Source organism: Bradyrhizobium embrapense, assembly GCF_001189235.2.
GTDB classification, from domain to species: domain Bacteria; phylum Pseudomonadota; class Alphaproteobacteria; order Rhizobiales; family Xanthobacteraceae; genus Bradyrhizobium; species Bradyrhizobium embrapense.
In genome coordinates, this window is sequence record NZ_LFIP02000020.1 from 1 (window position 1) to 16,337 (window position 16,337).

8 protein-coding genes and 7 pseudogenes are annotated in these 16,337 nt (G+C 57.6%); 7 read left to right on the forward strand and 8 right to left on the reverse strand.

The window, feature by feature from the left end:
- Together AKN83_RS37220 and AKN83_RS42195 are read left to right on the forward strand one after the other, a co-directional pair.
- Positions 1–358: pseudogene (locus AKN83_RS37220) on the forward strand (IS66 family transposase zinc-finger binding domain-containing protein); the annotation flags it as partial.
- A gap of 35 nt (positions 359–393) precedes the next feature.
- On the forward strand, positions 394–543 hold the full coding sequence (locus AKN83_RS42195; RefSeq protein WP_050399770.1) for a transposase domain-containing protein: 150 nt from the start codon (positions 394–396) through the stop codon (positions 541–543).
- Positions 544–927: 384 nt separating this feature from the next.
- Here the strand turns inward: AKN83_RS42195 and AKN83_RS37230 are convergent, their stop codons facing one another.
- The 3 genes and pseudogenes from AKN83_RS37230 to AKN83_RS42200 all read right to left on the reverse strand — a co-directional run bounded on the left by AKN83_RS37230 (position 928) and on the right by AKN83_RS42200 (position 5,284).
- Positions 928–2,466 (reverse strand): porin, encoded by a 1,539-nt coding sequence (locus AKN83_RS37230; RefSeq protein WP_050399769.1) that lies wholly within the window; start codon positions 2,464–2,466, stop codon positions 928–930.
- Positions 2,467–3,158: 692 nt separating this feature from the next.
- Positions 3,159–4,267 (reverse strand): annotated as a pseudogene (ald, locus tag AKN83_RS37235) (alanine dehydrogenase).
- A 171-nt stretch (positions 4,268–4,438) separates the two neighbouring features.
- The gene (locus tag AKN83_RS42200; RefSeq protein WP_083992411.1) at positions 4,439–5,284 is read right to left on the reverse strand and encodes a Crp/Fnr family transcriptional regulator; all 846 of its coding nucleotides are present in this window, start codon (positions 5,282–5,284) and stop codon (positions 4,439–4,441) included.
- 467 nt (positions 5,285–5,751) lie between these two features.
- Here AKN83_RS42200 and AKN83_RS37245 point away from each other — a divergent pair, with 467 nt between their 5' ends.
- Positions 5,752–6,228 (forward strand): Lrp/AsnC family transcriptional regulator, encoded by a 477-nt coding sequence (locus AKN83_RS37245; protein ID WP_050399767.1) that lies wholly within the window; start codon positions 5,752–5,754, stop codon positions 6,226–6,228.
- A gap of 92 nt (positions 6,229–6,320) precedes the next feature.
- Here the strand turns inward: AKN83_RS37245 and AKN83_RS41610 are convergent.
- The 3 pseudogenes from AKN83_RS41610 to istA form a co-directional block, all read right to left on the reverse strand.
- Positions 6,321–6,613: pseudogene (locus AKN83_RS41610) on the reverse strand (IS5/IS1182 family transposase); the annotation flags it as partial.
- A gap of 55 nt (positions 6,614–6,668) precedes the next feature.
- A pseudogene (locus AKN83_RS42205) lies at positions 6,669–6,848 on the reverse strand (group II intron reverse transcriptase/maturase); the annotation flags it as partial.
- A gap of 50 nt (positions 6,849–6,898) precedes the next feature.
- Positions 6,899–8,263 (reverse strand): annotated as a pseudogene (istA, locus tag AKN83_RS37250) (IS21 family transposase); the annotation flags it as partial.
- A 139-nt stretch (positions 8,264–8,402) separates the two neighbouring features.
- On the opposite strand from istA, the gene AKN83_RS37255 reads away from it, so the two are divergent.
- From AKN83_RS37255 to AKN83_RS37265, 4 genes are all read left to right on the forward strand, one after another.
- Complete coding sequence (locus AKN83_RS37255; protein ID WP_050399766.1) at positions 8,403–10,088, forward strand: DDE-type integrase/transposase/recombinase; 1,686 nt, start codon at positions 8,403–8,405, stop codon at positions 10,086–10,088.
- A gap of 1,055 nt (positions 10,089–11,143) precedes the next feature.
- The gene (locus tag AKN83_RS41960; RefSeq protein WP_050399765.1) at positions 11,144–11,368 is read left to right on the forward strand and encodes a hypothetical protein; all 225 of its coding nucleotides are present in this window, start codon (positions 11,144–11,146) and stop codon (positions 11,366–11,368) included.
- Positions 11,369–11,433: 65 nt separating this feature from the next.
- Positions 11,434–11,613, forward strand: a complete 180-nt coding sequence (locus AKN83_RS41965) for a hypothetical protein (protein ID WP_347336855.1) — start codon at positions 11,434–11,436, stop codon at positions 11,611–11,613.
- A 469-nt stretch (positions 11,614–12,082) separates the two neighbouring features.
- Positions 12,083–13,519 (forward strand): MmgE/PrpD family protein, encoded by a 1,437-nt coding sequence (locus tag AKN83_RS37265; protein WP_083992413.1) that lies wholly within the window; start codon positions 12,083–12,085, stop codon positions 13,517–13,519.
- Positions 13,520–13,760: 241 nt separating this feature from the next.
- Here the strand turns inward: AKN83_RS37265 and AKN83_RS37275 are convergent.
- Positions 13,761–14,776: pseudogene (locus AKN83_RS37275) on the reverse strand (IS5 family transposase); the annotation flags it as partial.
- Positions 14,777–14,843: 67 nt separating this feature from the next.
- Positions 14,844–16,076, reverse strand: a pseudogene (gene ltrA / locus AKN83_RS37280) (group II intron reverse transcriptase/maturase).
- Between the last annotated feature and the right edge of the window lie 261 nt (positions 16,077–16,337).

Here is a 16,337-nt window from a genome sequence, read left to right on the forward strand (position 1 = left end):
CGAGGTCATTGTCGATATCGATGACAAGACCTGTCCCTGCTGCCGAGGCGAGTTACACCGGATCGGCGAGGACCGAAGCGAGCGGCTGGACCTGGTCCAGGCGCAGTTCCGGATCCTTGTTACCCGGCGTCCCAAATACGCCTGCCGTGCTTGCGAGGACGGCGTCATACAGGCGCCGGCCTCGGCCCAGCTGATCGAGGGCGGATTGCCGACCGAGGCCACCGTCGCCCAGGTGCTGGTCTCCAAATACGATGATCACCTGCTGCTCTACCGGCAGGCGCAGATTTACGCATGCCAGTGCATTGAGCTCGATCGTTCGACGTTGGCGGACTGGGTGGGCCAAGCAGCCTTCCATCTGATGGCGGCGCCGAGCGCTGGGCCATCATCGCTTCCATGGTCGAAACCAGTAAGCTGAACGACGTCGATCCGCTTGCTTACCTGACCGACGTCTTCGCCAGAATCGTCAACGGCCATCCAAACAGCGACATCGATCAACTGCTCCCGTGGGCTTATTGCCGTCAAGACCTCAAAGCCGTGGCCTGAGAACAGAGCTTACAAAAGGAGAGCGCAATCGCTCTGCTCACGAAGGCCATCGCCTACTACCGCGGCATCGACATGAAGGTAACCGGCATAAATGACCGACAACGGTCCCTGCTATCGTGCCGAGGTCTTCGCCAGGGCCTGCAGAAGATAAACCGCACCTTCACCACGCTTTATTCGCCGCAAACGAGCCCACGACACCTCAAACCAGCGCACCGAGCTTGCCGATTAGTCTACATCATTACGTCTGGTATCGCATGCATGGCTGCTTGCAGGCCAAGCCACTCATGCCGCCTTGGCATTTCGGAGGAAATGAGAACGGCCCTCGGCGGGCATACCGAGGGCCTCTTGGAGATTGAACCTTGACCTATGTTGTACGGGAGGTCCCTACCAGTTGCGTTGGGCGCGGAAAAGAAGCGAAATCGCGCTCTGATCCTTGATCTCGTAAGTCCCCGCGGGCTTGGCGATGCCGGCCTGAAGCGGTGCAGTTACACTACTGCCACTGGCATACTTCTGATCAAGCATCGCATAGGCCAGTTCTGTCGTGAACGTGAGATTTTTGACTGGAGTCCAGCGCGTATTGATGCCGACCACTGAGTAGCTGAAATCTGGGTTGCAGCCCGCCATGCCGCTCGAGAGCGCAAGGTTGGCGACGACGGCACTGCACATATACCCCTTCGCCGTTCCATTATATCTTACGGCAGCCCAACCACCGAAGATGCCAGTGTTCCAATAGGCATTCCAATTATGCGTGTAGCCTCCTTGAAACCCGTAAGTCGTTGTCAGTTCCATGCCAGAGCCGGCAACAAAAACCGCATCCGAAACGCCCGCGAACCCGAGGCTTTGATATACGCCCGGTAGGCCGGAACCACCGTACATTGCAAACGTACTCGAGCCGTAGTCGTGGAAACTATAGCGGCTAGCCCCGTGGCTGTAGACGCCGGACATATTGACGCTGTCCCCAGGCCCGGTGGGAAGGTTCTTAATTGATAAAGCTAGCTGGCCCGCCCAACCCCACTTATCACTCGGGTGTCCTGTAAGTTCGGTCGCCCCATAGTAAGCTGCGTGGTTGTCGTGCGCAGCAACTGACGCTTGGAACAAACCCCACGATTGGTCAACTCGCAGCATGCCAACAAAATCGGGGCTCGCTGAACCAGCAATATCGTTCCCGCCGTACGACCCGGCGAGGATGCCGGCTGCCGACGCTGCACTTACGTTCCAAATTGCGGTCGTATCATGTATCACCGAATCCTGAGCCGAGACCGATAATGAAATCCCTTGCCCAAAATCAGCCGTGTAGCTAAACTGATTCACAGGGTCCCAGCTGCTTGCACCCGGCAGACCGTCCAAGACGTTTGCGGGATAATGGGCCCAAGGCGTGGTGAATTGCGACATCGCCTTACCAATAGTGAAGCCGGCAAATTGAATGAACGCGTTCCAGACGCCGACCGTGCCGCCAGCGACGGCACCTGGATTCGCATTATTAGGTGCTGAGACGCCACCGAGCGACGCATACACCGTCGATCCATTACCCGCGCCAGAATAAGCGCCGCCCGTCCATTGAAACACACCTTCGAAGAAAGTGCGCACGGTGCCATATTCCGACGCCGTCCGCGTATCGATCGTCATTTCCTCCCGAGACCGCCAATTGTAAGCGTCGCTAAGGCGATTGCGAGCCCCGCCAACGCTGTTGTTCGGGACATCGTAGTGATAACTTGAATTCACACTGACTTCAGTGCGCAGGTAACCTCCGAGCTTTATGCAGGTATCCGTCCCGGGAATATAATAGAAGCCAGGCCCGTAAAGCGAACACCCTTTGACGTATTCGATTGCCTTCGCCTTGACAGGCAAATCAGCGGCTTGCGCGCTGCTAACACCAACAAGGCCGGCCGCCAAACTTAGTGAAATTCTTTTCATAGCTTTCATCCAGAAGTCCCCCAGCTATCATCGAAACTGCCGCGCAGCGGCTACCTTCTCTCCGCCCTCGTCTCTTTGACACCAGGGCTTGTCGTGAACGCTCGCCATTTGAGAACATCAAGCGTCGCGAAACGGACCACTCCGATCCCGCACGAATAAGCTGACAGATTGCGTGGGTATCGCGCGCTATAAGTTCGTACAGAACGGACCGTCTCCATTCCGCGCCCAAGCAGCGTGTCATAATCGCGTCACATCGGTACGTTTCGTACGATCCGATTTTCAATGTCGACGAGTTGCTCGTCCGACTACCTGCTTGTCAGTCGGACGGGCGCGGAAAAGCCGATTAATCGCATTCCACATCCGATTTGCGAGCAATCCGGCTCACTCAAGCAATTCCAGGAATGTAACCTGCGAGTGGCGCGGTGCGACACCCGTATTTGTACGGAATATAAACAGACCTCTACTTGCCAAAACCTCATGCCCTGCTTTCCTAGATTCAAACTTCCTTTGCCTGCGCGGTCGCGCCGTTCTCATTGAAGCTGGATGGTCAAATGAGCTCGACAACCTTAGCTCGCCCTTTGCATCATTCGAGGATCTGGACTGATTGAACGTCCCCTTGAATGCATGGCTTGAACGTCATGACGGACCACTCCGAAGAATGGCCCGTCACGATACAAGCAGTGTTGAAAGCTTGTTCGGGATCAAGCAGCTTGATCGATCGGCGAGAACGGCAAGCCAAGGCTGTCAGCGACAGCCTTGTAGGTAAGCCGCCCGCGGTACACATTTAGGCCGGAACGCAGATGCGGATTTTCAAGCGCCGCGGCAATACCTTTGTTGGCGAGAGCTAAGCCAAATGGCAGTGTCGCGTTGTTCAACGCCTGGCTTGAGGTCAATGGGACCGCGCCCGGCATGTTTGCTACGCAATAATGTATGATACCGTCTACTTCGTACGTCGGTTCGACATGTGTAGTCGGGCGGGACGTCTCAAAGCATCCTCCTTGATCGATGGCGACATCAACGATCACGGCCCCCTTTCTCATCGAGCTTAGCATGCCGCGCGTTACGAGCTTCGGCGCGCTTGCGCCTGGAATAAGCACTGCGCCCACGACAACGTCCGCTGCGAAAACTTCCTGCTCAACGGCATCGATCGTTGAAAACAGAGTGCGAACACGCCTTTGAATAGATCGTCTAACTCTCGTAGCCGCTGGATCGATCGATCCAAAATGGTCACTTCGGCTCCCAGACCGCTCGCCATGCGCGCCGCATGGGTTCCGACAACGCCGCCGCCAATGATTGCGACGCGAGCCGGTTGCACGCCAGGCACGCCACCGATGAGCAATCCCCGCCCCCCGGCGTATCGTCTCAAGGCCGCACCTGCGGCTTCGATCGATAGCCGGCCCGCCACTTCGCTCATCGGCGCCAGCAGCGGTAAACCCCCGAACCGATCACTTACAGTCTCGTATGCAATGGCGGCACAGCCGGAATTGATGAGACCCTTTGCTTGCTCGGGATCCGGCGCCAAGTGCAGATACGTGAACAATATCTGATCTTTACGAAGGAGAGTCCATTCGGATGGTTGCGGTTCTTTAACCTTCACGATCATATCGCTGGCCTCGAAAACTTCTCGCGCCGACGATGCAATTCTCGCACCTGCTTTTCGATACTGGTCATCATCGGCGCCGATACCGCCACCAGCGTTCGCCTGCACGATTACAGTGTGACCCGCAGCGACATATTCGCGAACAGCGCCGGGCGTGAGGCCGACGCGATACTCGTGCGCCTTGATTTCTTTAGGAACACCAACTTTCATCTGCAAACTCCGCGTTTTGTGCCGCCATTTTACAGAGGAACAGTGGCGCGTCTTTCAGATAAAGCTCGCGATCTGCGCAGACTTCCAGCGATTTTTGCCAAGGTAAGCGGATTCTCGTCGTCTCGTTGTGGGCGACAGCTGCATCCCACAAACATTACGACTGTGAGACCGTTATTGGCTCGTCACGGAGCTGAGGAGGGTCTCCGATGCGGAATAGGCGGAGGCAATAATTCTACAACACTTGCACGCCCTCTGCTCGAGGTGTGTACGCTGATCAATCTGCAGAACGCCGCGCATCTTTCGAATGAGTCCATCTTCTTGAAAGCTAATCAGCGTTTCAGTCACGCCTGCGCGGCGCAATCCGAGAACGCAAGAGAGGTAATCGTGCGTAACAGGAATTACATCCGCACCGAGCGCATCGCTCGCTAAACAGAGCCAGCTTGCCAGTCGCTGTTCAAGGCCATGCCGCACCCCACACAGCCCCGCCTGAGCGCTGTGTAGAGCAAACGCCCGAGCGAACTGCAAAAGCCGCTGATGTAGGTCTGGGACGTCCGCAATTGCGTTAAACAAATCCCGAGCCTGGATCCTGTACGCGGTTCCGGGCACTACTACGACGTGCTGCTCTGTCTCGATATGGTCGTTCAGCAGAAGCGAAACTCCGACAGCACCGCGATAACCGACGACAGATGTTTCAAACATCGTTCCTACAGACACTACCCTTCGCGATACGAGGCCCGACTCTAGAAAGTAGATATGATCGAGCTGCCTCCGCGCTTCCGATAGAACTGCGCGCTCGCTGAGGACAACGGGCTCAAGAAAGGCGCGTATCGCCAAAAGATTCTGGCGCGGGAGACTTGCAAGGATTCTGTTCTTTGCGAGGAAAGTAGGAGCGGAACGCACCATCCTGAGATCACTAGAAACTGGATTCACCACCGGACATGCGCTTGATTTTCGCAACCGACCGCCTGCTTCGATGCAGCGCTCGTCTGGTTGGACGACTTGACCCGCTTGTGTCATACGGAATCCGATTACTCGACGAAGGCAGCGCGATTTTACTCCATCGCCTCATCCTTAACGATGCACAAAGCGATACTGAAACGCCGAAATCCTGCATAGAAATAGGAACGCAGAGGAATTCCATCCGAGCGGTGAAACAGGCCTCGGCCCATCATTTGGACGTGCCCCAACGTTTTCGGTTGGAATTGTCGGGTAATAATTCCATTCGCGATATCTGAGTCACCTGCGCCCACCGAGAGACGCTCGTTTTTGCGCCGCGCAATAGCGAGTGACTACGCGTCACGCGAGGCCTTGATCAGCACATTGCGCCGAACTCACCACACGAAGATGCGCTCCTCCTTGGCTTTAGATTCGCTTCCATGATATTGAATCATGCAGCATACTTTCGTCGACTTTATTCGCTTTAACGCAGATTTTATGCGAGACCCGACTGATAACCAACGAAAATAACTGCTTAGGAGAGGATCATGCAGTATGACCGCATTGATGCACGCATCTTGCAGATCGTGCAGAAAAACAATCGGCTCACGTCAGAAGCGATCGGAGAGATAGCTGGACTTTCTGCAACTGCGGTCCAACGCCGGTTAAAGCGCCTCCGGTCTGACGGCATAATTGAGGGCGACGTCTCTATTGTTTCGACCAAGGCCGTTGGTAGGCCAATTCAGATGCTGGTGCTCGTTAGCCTTGAAAGAGAACGCGCTGACATTATCGACAGGTTCAAGAAGGCGATAAAGTCATCAATCGACATCGTCAGCGGTTTTTATGTCACAGGTGATGCCGATTTTGCGCTCTACATCACTGCTAAGAGTATGGAAGACTACGAGCAATTCACTCGGAAATTTTTTTACTCAAACCCGGACATCAAGGGTGTGAAGACGATGGTCGTATTGGATCGCGTGAAAGCTGGCTTTGCCTTGCCGATCGAAGCTGATTGCGAAGCCTGATCGATCAATCGGCAAGTCGTACCCAAGGTTCAACGATTTTAACGGTGCGTTGAGCCAGGCGGTCAGCGAACCTCACGTTAATTAGTCGTCCGTTAAGAAGCCGGATTGAGCTGGGTTGGAGTTGCGAGCGTTCGCGATAGCAGTGCTAGGAACAGGCTCAAGAGTTCTCTGAGCCAGGCGAGGATGCGGCGGAAGTTTGTGGCCCACGCCGGAGAGGATGACGTTGTCGGCATCGCCGGCACGACCTTTGAGGTAACAGCGGCCGAGGTGACCTTCGGCCTTCATGTGTCCGATGATGGGCTCGATTGCGGAGCGGGCGGCGCAGTTCGCGCCTGATGACACCGAAGACGCCGCGCTTCTGGCCTGAGATGAACACGCGCCGCGGTTGTATCATCGGCATAGCGTTCGAACGGAATGCGCGGAAACATCCGACGCATCCACGCATCGAAGGCGTAATGCAGAAAAAGATTTGCCAGCAACGGGCTTACCACTCCACCTTGCGGTGTTCCGGCTTCCCGTTTCTGGATAGTCCCATCGGGCATCTCCACCGGAGTCTTCAGCCATCTCTCGACGTACAGCAAGACCCAGGGCTCCTGACAATGCTTCCGAAGCGCTCTCACCAGAAGGGCATGATCGATCGTGTCGAAAAAGCCTTTGATGTCGAGATCCCGTCGGCGGAGTGGACGCCGTGGCCGAGCGCTTCGGCACAGGCGGCTTCCACCGCCGGCAGACCATCGGTCAGCACGGCGTTGAGGATGTCGACCATCTGCCGATTGCCATCATCGGTGCTGGCGAGCCTGCGCCGGATCCGCTCGATTGCGGCCGGCAGCACCCAGTCCTTGAACGGAGCGCCATTGCGCAAGGCGCCGGGTTTGCGAGCAAGCACCGGCACATAGTGCCAGGGATCGTAGGTCGTCTCGCCGCGTCCGAAGGATCGCGGATGCTCGGCTACGATGCGCCCATCCTGACGGACCACGATGCGGTCGGCATAGGCTTGAACCTCGACCGGGCGCCCGACCGCGCTGGCTGCGACTGAGTATTTGTTGTTGTCGAAGCGTACCAGGCAGGTCTTCGAGACCGATGCCGTCACCGCATGGAAGCCGTCGAAGCGGCCGGCATAGGGAACGAGCTTGGGTCGTTCGGCTTCGAACACCTCCCAGATCGTCTGCTCGGCCAACTCCGGATGGCGACGAGCCTTGGCGTAGGCGATGCACTTATCGAGCAGCCAGGCATTTAGCTCGTCCAGGTTTTTGAACCGCAGCCGTGGCGTGAAGAAGCGCTCCCTGACCAGCCCGACCTGGTTCTCGACCTGGCCCTTCTCCCAGCCCGAGGCCGGCGTGCAGGCAACCGGATCGACCAGGTAATGGCTGCACATCTGCATGAAGCGGCGATTGTAGAGGCGCCCTTTGCCGACGAAGATCGTCTCTACGGCGGTCTTCATGTTGTCGTAGATGCCGCGACTACAGGTGCCCTTGAACAGGGCGAACGCCCGGTCATGGGCGTCGAACACCATCTCCTGCGTCTCCCGCGGATAGGCCCGCACGAACAGCATGCGACTGTGGCAGAGCCGGACGTGGGCGACCTTCACCATCACCGTGGTGCCGCTCAACAGCACCACCTCGTGGCTCCAGTCGAACTGATAGGCCTCGCCTGGCGCAAAACTCAGCGGAACGTAGGCCGCCGCCGTCGATTGCCCGCGCTCCTTGCTCCACTGCCGGGCGTAACGCCGCACGGCATCGTAACCGCCGTCATAGCCCCGGCCGCGCAGCCCTTCGAAGATCCGGATCAACGTCAGCTGTTCACGTGTGGATTTGACCGCGTTTGCCGATAGCAACCCGTCGAGCTCCGATGCCCATCGCCCCAGCTTTGGTCGCGGCTGCACCGACCGCTCGTACTCGAACGAGGTCTCCCCCGACCTCAGCACCTTCCGGACCGTGTTCCGCGACACCTTCAGGTCGCGGGCGATCTCCTTGATCGTCTTACCCTTGATGAAGTGCTCGCGGCGTATCCGCGCAATCGTCTCCACGATCAGCATCCCCGACCACCTGCTTCATTCCAAAGCAGGCAGCGCAACAGACCTATCTGTAGGGGGCGCATTGCCTCACCCAGAATGTTACTGGACAACTTCTCGCCGATGATTGGGTCGGTGCCATCGAATTGGTTCGGTGGCGTCTATGGCGGGAAAGATCAGCATGGGCGCGCGGCGCGAGGTGGTGTTGGCGGTAACGGAGCGTTACCGGTCGGCCAAACGAGCGGAGAAGGGACGGATCCTCGACGAGCTGTGCGCGACGACGGGCTGGCATCGCAAGCATGCGGTGCGCGCGCTCCGGCGACGCGAGACGGTTGGACTCGGCGAGGTCGAGGCAACAAGAAAGCGAAGACGCAGATATGGCGCGACAATCAAGGACGCGCTGACGGCGCTGTGGGAGGCATCGGATCGGGTGTGCGGCAAGCGGCTCAAGGTGATGATCCCGATCTTGCTGCCGGCCCTTGAGCAACATGGCCGATTGCAGCTTGGCCAGTCGGACCGGTATCGTGTTCTGGCTATCAGCGCGGCCACCATCGATCGCTTGCTCGTCGATGTGAAGATCGCGGCGAGCGGCGGCAGGCGGCGCCGTGCCGGATTCTATTCGGCAATCCGGCGCGAGGTCCCGATCCGCACGTTCAATGACTGGAACAGCCCGGTGCCCGGCTTTTGCGAGGTCGACATGGTCGCGCATGGCGGCACGTCGGTAGCTGGCTCGTTCATCCAGACCCTGACGATGGTCGATGTCGCCATCGGCTGGACGGAGTGCCTGCCGTTGCTAACGCGGGAAGGCTCGCTGGTCGTCGAGGCGATTACTCGCGTGCAGAGCCTGTTCCCCTGGCTGTTGCGCGGCGTGGACTTCGACAACGACAGCGCCTTCATGAACGATGTCGTCGTGCCATGGTGTCGTGAACAGAAGCTCGAAGTCACACGCTCGCGTGCGTACAAGAAGAACGACCAAGCGTTTGTCGAGCAGAAGAATGGTGCGGTTGTCCGCCGCCTCATGGGCTATGGCCCCTTCGATGGCGTCGAGACAGCGCGCATGATGGGCCGCCTCTATGCGGCGGCACGGCTTTACGTCAACTTCTTCCAGCCGTCGTTCAAGCTGAAGGAGAAGCGTCGAGAAGGGGCTAAAGTGATCAAGCGCTATCATCTCCCATCGACGCCCTATGAGCGTGCCTTGACGCATCCCAAGGTGACCGCGGCCGTGAAGAAGCGGCTGCGTGATCAGTATCGCTCGCTCGATCCGGTCGCGCTGTTGGCGGAGATTCGCGCAACCCAAGAAGAACTAGGCAATCGCGTCAATCGTCGTGCCGGACAGGCGCGCGGCCTGCAACCCGCTCACACTAGCGTCATGCCAGCGACCGCGGCGACGTTCGCGAAGACGCTCGGCAAGACCGCGACGGTCGGCGAGCCGCGTGCCACGCACCGGCGAACTCGTCGGCCCTATAAGACCAGAGTTCGCATGCCGTCCAAGCTCGACCCGCATATTGCCGCGATCGAAGCGTGGCTCGCAGAGCAGCCACAGCTGACGGCGCTCGCAATTGTCGGCCGGTTGAGCGAAAAATACCCCGAGGAGTTCGGAAAGAGACAGCATTCGATTGTGCAACGTCTGCTGAGGGCACTCAGACGGAGGGCTGCCGAACGGTTGGTCGCCCAGGGCCTGCTCGACGACGCCACGACCGCTGCCCCATTGCCCGGGGTTGTGGACGGCTCGGGCTATGTAGGGCCCGACCCGTCCACAGCCCCTCTCGTCGAGCAAGCCGGGAAAGCCATCTGGCGCGACCGATTAATCGACATCGGATCGTCATCGGCAATGGCGCCATCAGGGTAACATTCGCAGATGCGGCAATACGGGGGGGCAATATTGCAAGCCGAAAGACAACGAATACGAGATCCGCCTCATCAAGATCAGCGAACTAGACCCTCGATCCCCTTTTCTGAGGGCTAAAGGTTCGCTGTTTTCGACGGTGACCATTCCGTGCGGCCACCAAACCGCCATCGTGCATAAGGATTCTTATAACGCCAACATGGCAAGAGCCCCTATGCTAAACTATCGCCTCCGGATGAGCGTTTCGCATCGGATCCACGAGAGGCGAATGCAGTTGCGCTAAACAGGCTGAATGCCATCAGAGAATCGAGGGGCGGGATTGCTGCGTACGCCTTTAGGAATGCGCGGCCTGATACTGTTGGTCCAATCTGTCCGATCGCGTTTCCGGCATCTGCTGGGTAGAACCAAGGCGGCCCGCTCCGTCCGCGTCTAGACCAAATATCAGCCCTATACGGCGCATCGTAAGGGATCGGCGGCGGGTCCTCCACGTTCGCAGCAGCGACGCCAACGCCGGCGGAGATCACTTCGACATCACACTATCATTTTCTCTGCGCAAATTCCCGCTCCATTCCCTCGGTGGGCATAATGCGGTCAACGGGATCACGGACTTTCGCTTGACGGTACGCTCTTTGAAGCGTCCATTGAACCGCATGAGCAGCGGAAGTTCTTCGAAAAGCGCTATCGGGGCAAATGCGCCTAACGCTCACCGGAGCCGGGCCTCGGCCAGGTTGGTGGCTAACGGTGTGCTCGACGAACATTTTCAGGCCACGATAACCGCATCCCAGCTGCCCATGGCGAGTGGCTCACAAGCCAAGCGAGATCTCCTCTGCCCGTGCCCTGTCAAATTTGTCGTAAATTGACAAGAACTGCAGATGGGACCACATTCATCACGGAAACCCGCCAGTTGATGCATGTTTTCCACTCGCTCGCGGCGTATCGCGACGAATTCCAGCGCCGTAATCCTCGATTTCGTTTAACGATCACCCCCCGTTTGACATACACAATAGTTGGAGAGATGTGCACCTCAGGCTGCACTTCACTAAGGGACCACCGCTACCATGGTTGTGTACATCAACAGCTTCATTGAACACGAACTAACCAAGATTTTTTCCTACATTGAAGAGAAGCGGGATGAGTTCGTCCAAAGGCTAATCAATTATCTCAAGCACCCAAGTATTAGTGCGCAAGACGTAGGGGTGCAAGAAGTCCCAACATTGCTTATTCGCATGATGCGCGACATGGGCCTCGAAGCGTCCGCCAGACCGACAAAGGCTGCCCGGTAATTGTGGGTTCATGGAAGCGAGCGCCAGGAGCACCGACAGCGCTTCTTTATGGACACTATGACACAATGCCCGCCGGACCAGTAGATGCTTGGACGAGCCCTCCGTTCGATCCCAATATACGTGGCGGGCGCATTTATGCTAGGGGTGCAGGTGACAACAAAGGCAAGCATTCGCGCAGCTCCTCGCAATTAACTCCTACTTTGAGGTGCATGGAAGACTCCCGTGCAACGTTATCGTCCTGTTAGAAGCTGAAGAAGAAGTCGGAAGTCCCAACATTGCGGACTTCGTAAGGTCGCATCGCGGATTGCTGAAAGCTGATCTCGTCGTCACAGCCGACGGACCACAGCATGACTCGGGCCGCCCGATTATAACCTATGGCGCTCGTGGCATTGTTCCTTCGAGTTGAGAGCAAGAGGCGCCAATCGTGACGTTCACTCTGGCAACTTTGGTGGAGTCGTACCAAACCCTATGCCAATGCAGACGAAGCTAATCAAGCGCCTGATGAAAGCATAAAAATCGATTGCTTCATGAAAGGTATCCGAACCGGCCGCAGCACTTTTGAGTGTGCTATCATAAGTAATATTCTTGGCGCAACCTCACTTACGATACAAGCACCGACAGCTGTATGAAACGATTCGACCAAGTCGGCAGAGCAATAGCCACCTACCGCCTCAACATCAAACCGCAATTCAGAACCAGCGCCAAGAGTTGACCATGAGCAATCTATCGCTAAGCCTAACGACAACCCTCGCCCGATATTTTTCGTCCTTGATGCTGGAAGACGTGCCCGTCGATGTAAGAGCAGAAGCTCGCCGTTTGTTTCTCGACTGGATAGGTTGCGCAATTGCCGGCAGCCGGACAAGCATCGCGCCAAAGGTTTCCGGTCTTGTCGATTTTTTCGGCGCGGGCAATACCACCTCAATTGTGGGGCGCCCGCAAAAGGGAAGCCTGGTCGGCGCACTTTACGCGAACGCTCGTTTAGCAAATTGCATGGATCTCGACGATACTTTCCCTGTCGCGCACCATTTTGGATGCGGCGCTGTCGCCTCTGCGCTGGCGCTTGCCGAAACGCGAGAGGCAACTGGCGCGAAATTCCTGCAAGCACTGATTGCAGCTTATGAATTAGGCGGTAGGGTCGCGACGGCCTTGGGTCAAATCGCACGTTTCAAAGACGGCCGAATTACTGGTTATCCTTCATTCTATAGTCTGTCTGCTCCTCTCGTATTTGCAGCGGCGGGCGCTGCAATTCAACTTTTCTCTCAAGATGAGAAGCGAGCCTGCGAGACCTTCGGCATCGCTGGGTCTAACACGCCTTTGCCGGCGGCCATGAAGTGGGCCAGTTCGCTGGACTTACCCGATTGCAAGTATGCCGATGCCGGTTGGACTGCGATAACTGGCGTGTTCGCAGCACAATCGGCTCAGTTAGGCGCGACTGGATTCGCCGATATATTCGATGGGAATCATTCCGTTATTAGGATGTCGGGCACGGATTCGTTCAATCCCGATCATTTGATTGGTGAGCTGGGATCGCGTTGGATGTTACGCGATGTTTGCTACAAGCCCTGGCCTACCTGTGGGTGGACCCACCAACCGCTCACCGCTTTGGTTAAGGCGCTTGGAAAAACGAGGGTCAAGATCGAGCATATTGAGCGCATCGTAATTCTCACAAACGAATTCACCAGCACGGCGCGCTTCCAAAATCCCGCGCCCCGTACTTTTTGCTCAAGGCAATTTAGTATCCCACATGCAGTGGCGATGATGCTTCTTGGCGTGCCCGTTGGTTCAGCTTGGTTGGACGAGGCGCAAGATGGTAACATGGACGTAAAGGCGATCCGGGAGAAGGTTCACGTCGAGAATTGGGATCATGCCAATACGTGGGGGCAGCATCTCGTTCGTGAACAAACTCGCAATATGCCTGCGCGAGCGACGGTTTTTATGCGCGATGGCACGAAAGTGGAGGCCGACGCAGACTTCGCGTTTGGAAACCCCTGGCTACCGGACACCGCATGGGGCGACGAACAAGTGATCCGTAAGTTTCGCATCGCCAGCGAGTTACCCGAAAGGGAAGCTGACACAATTATAGATGCGATAATGGATATCGAAAAAGCATCGAATGTTGAGCCAATTGTATCGATTCTGCGCGCGATCTAACGCCTTCGACGCACAAGCTCGGTCGGCGATGGTAGGAAGAGTCGTCGAGGGCGAGCTCAAATCGGCTTACGCTGGTACAAGACAACCTCGAGGCCTTCCGTCGAGCTGGTCAAGCAGATCAGCTCAGACGGTGTGGAGGATTAATACGACGTCGTTCGTGAAGAACCGGCGCGGTACCCGGCTCATGCAATGCTTTGAGCCGGCGCAGTTTCGACGAAGGTGCGGATGACGCGCAAAAGCTCTGCCAGCCTCGCAGGAGCAGGCCGAAGTTGTAGCCGGCGGCAGCAAGGACGGCATTGATGCGGTCTCCGAGGCGTCCCTTGAGATAGTTGCGGTCCATGCGATGTTCGGCCTTGACGTGGCCGATGACGGGCTCGACGGCCGCGCGACGCTTCATCTCGCGACGGATGGAAGCGGTGACGCGGCGGACCTGACCTGAGATCCAGACCCTGAACCGATGCAGGTGGTTGTGGCCGCGATAGCCTTTGTCGACGTGGATGCGTCGAGCCTCCACGCCGGTAATCTTCTCATATCGACGATCACGGGGCTGAGCGTGTGTCCGTCGAAGGGTTCACCATGGAGGGCTTTGGCATGGAGCACGAACTGTCCGCCCTTCGGAGACGTCACGGGAGTGGCGATACTAACCTTGCAGCCGAACTCGTAGGGCGCGCGGGCTTTACCCTTGCCGATGCACTCGACCTCCGGGGCATGCAACGCATAGACCTTTGGACCGCGCTGATGCTGTTCCTGACTGCGCACTTGCTGCGCTAAGCCGAGCAGCGGCTCAAAGCGAGCTTCCAGCACCGTATCGCCATCAATCTTGCGGCGGATGTCGCGGATGATCCGGCCAAGCCGGGTCCGCAGGAACTTGAGCTGGCGCCGGGCGCGTTTGAACTGGTGGGCTTGGGTATAGCGGCCGACCATGATGGCGGCGCGCCTGGCCAAGCGTAGATAGCTCTGGCGGAGCGGCACGCGGTTGCGCTTGGCGAGCCCGACGAGCTTGATGATTGCTCGATGCATCAGCCGCGCGTCGGTCGGATGCGCAACGGCCTTGGGCTGGACCGTGGTGTCGACCACCACTCGCTGCAGGTCCTTGGCACCAATGGCTCCGGTCTTGTGCGCCACTGACAGACATTCCTGGATCAGCGCGACGAGCTGTTCCTCGCCAAGCCGTTGGTGCCAGCGGGTCATCGACGATCGATCGAATGGCAGAGGGTGGCAGAAACTCAATTCGCCGGTGAAGAACTGTCGAGTGGGCCGAGGGAGTTCCACCCTCAGCCCCTCACAGAACCGGACGTGATACTCTCGCATCATCCGGCTCTTGTCACCCAACCGTTGCGTGGCCAAGGCGTGCCCAATGGACGAAGAGCGAGGGGTTGCGCTTCGCAATGCCGTTCAGCCGCCGCAAGCTCCGTCCCCGGTGCCTTTTGAGCGGCTTGTACTTCCGTCGGAGCCAGGCTCCGAGACGTTCGTCGAAGTACGTGAACAGCTTCCACAGCTCCGTTGGATAGAAGCGCCCGTAATACTGCTACCACCCTTGAAGGACCGGATTGAGTATTCGGGCTATAACAGCCAACGGAAGCGGCGCGTGCTGTGGCAAGCGCCAGCTCCTTATCCGCTCCCGCATGCGCGTGAGCGCCTGCGGACTAACTGCGGGAAGGAAGCACGTGAAGAGCTTTCCCCAACGATTCTTCGCCATGCGGGGTCGGAAGGTGAAGTGGACTTGCGGATGTGTCCCGCGTCGATTGCTGTCCTTGCAGTAAACCACTTGGGTTTTCTGCGGGTGCAGCGTCAGATGACAGTCGGCCAACCTTTTCTCCAAAACCGCCTTTAGATGCTCCGCTTCTTGCCGTGTCCGGCAATGGCAGATTGTATCATCGGCATAGCGTTCGAACGGAATGCGCGGAAACATCCGACGCATCCACGCATCGAAGGCGTAATGCAGAAAAAGATTTGCCAGCAACGGGCTTACCACTCCACCTTGCGGTGTTCCGGCTTCCCGTTTCTGGATAGTCCCATCGGGCATCTCCACCGGAGCCTTCAGCCATCTCTCGACGTACAGCAAGACCCAGGGCTCCTGACAATGCTTCCGAAGCGCTCTCACCAGAAGGGCATGATCGATCGTGTCGAAAAAGCCTTTGATGTCGAGATCCAAAGCCCAGTCATAGTCTCAGCACCGCTTGCGCGTTTGCTCGATCGCCAGATGCGCTGATTTTCCCGGCCGATAGCCATAGGAGTCAGGATCAAACACTCGATCCAACCCCGGTTCCAGATACTGCTTGACCACCATCTGCGCGACGCGGTCTGCGACCGTCGGAATGCCCAGAGGACGGATGCCGCCGTTGGCTTTGGGAATCTCCGCGCGCTTGACCGCAGGCGGGAGATAGCTTCCCGACGCCATGCGATTCCAGAGCTTGTAGAGGTTATTCCCAAGGTCCTGCGCGAATTCATCCAGGCTCTGGCCATCGACGCCCGCCGCTTTTCCATTCTCTGCCACCAGCTGGTAGGCCTCCCAGACCATACGCTTGGTGATCGGCAACGGTTTGTCCGGCGTCATGACGCTCCTCCCGACAAAGCCGGTTGGCGTCCGATGTCGGACAGGATAACGCAGCCCTTCGCTCCATGGCCATTACAGCCACTTCAGCGCTACTACAGGCTGCTCCGCCCCTGTCTCGGGTTTTGGTATTCTCCCTCGTGGTGTGCGCCACTTGCGGATTTCCCTTAACACCCCGAGCCAGGTTCCCTCGCTCCGGATTGAAGCCTGTGATGAGATCATGCCGCCTATACACCGGCTGCCGCGTGGACCGTAAGCAGGTAT

Excerpts from the sequence above, each read along its gene's own strand:
- AKN83_RS42195 (WP_050399770.1), top strand. The coding sequence starts at position 394 with ATGGTCGAAACCAGTAAGCTGAACGACGTCGATCCGCTTGCTTACCTG.
- AKN83_RS37230 (WP_050399769.1), bottom strand. The coding sequence starts at position 2,466 with ATGAAAGCTATGAAAAGAATTTCACTAAGTTTGGCGGCCGGCCTTGTT.
- AKN83_RS42200 (WP_083992411.1), bottom strand. The coding sequence starts at position 5,284 with ATGACACAAGCGGGTCAAGTCGTCCAACCAGACGAGCGCTGCATCGAA.
- AKN83_RS37245 (WP_050399767.1), top strand. The coding sequence starts at position 5,752 with ATGCAGTATGACCGCATTGATGCACGCATCTTGCAGATCGTGCAGAAA.
- AKN83_RS37255 (WP_050399766.1), top strand. The coding sequence starts at position 8,403 with ATGGCGGGAAAGATCAGCATGGGCGCGCGGCGCGAGGTGGTGTTGGCG.
- AKN83_RS41960 (WP_050399765.1), top strand. The coding sequence starts at position 11,144 with ATGGTTGTGTACATCAACAGCTTCATTGAACACGAACTAACCAAGATT.
- AKN83_RS41965 (WP_347336855.1), top strand. The coding sequence starts at position 11,434 with ATGCCCGCCGGACCAGTAGATGCTTGGACGAGCCCTCCGTTCGATCCC.
- AKN83_RS37265 (WP_083992413.1), top strand. The coding sequence starts at position 12,083 with ATGAGCAATCTATCGCTAAGCCTAACGACAACCCTCGCCCGATATTTT.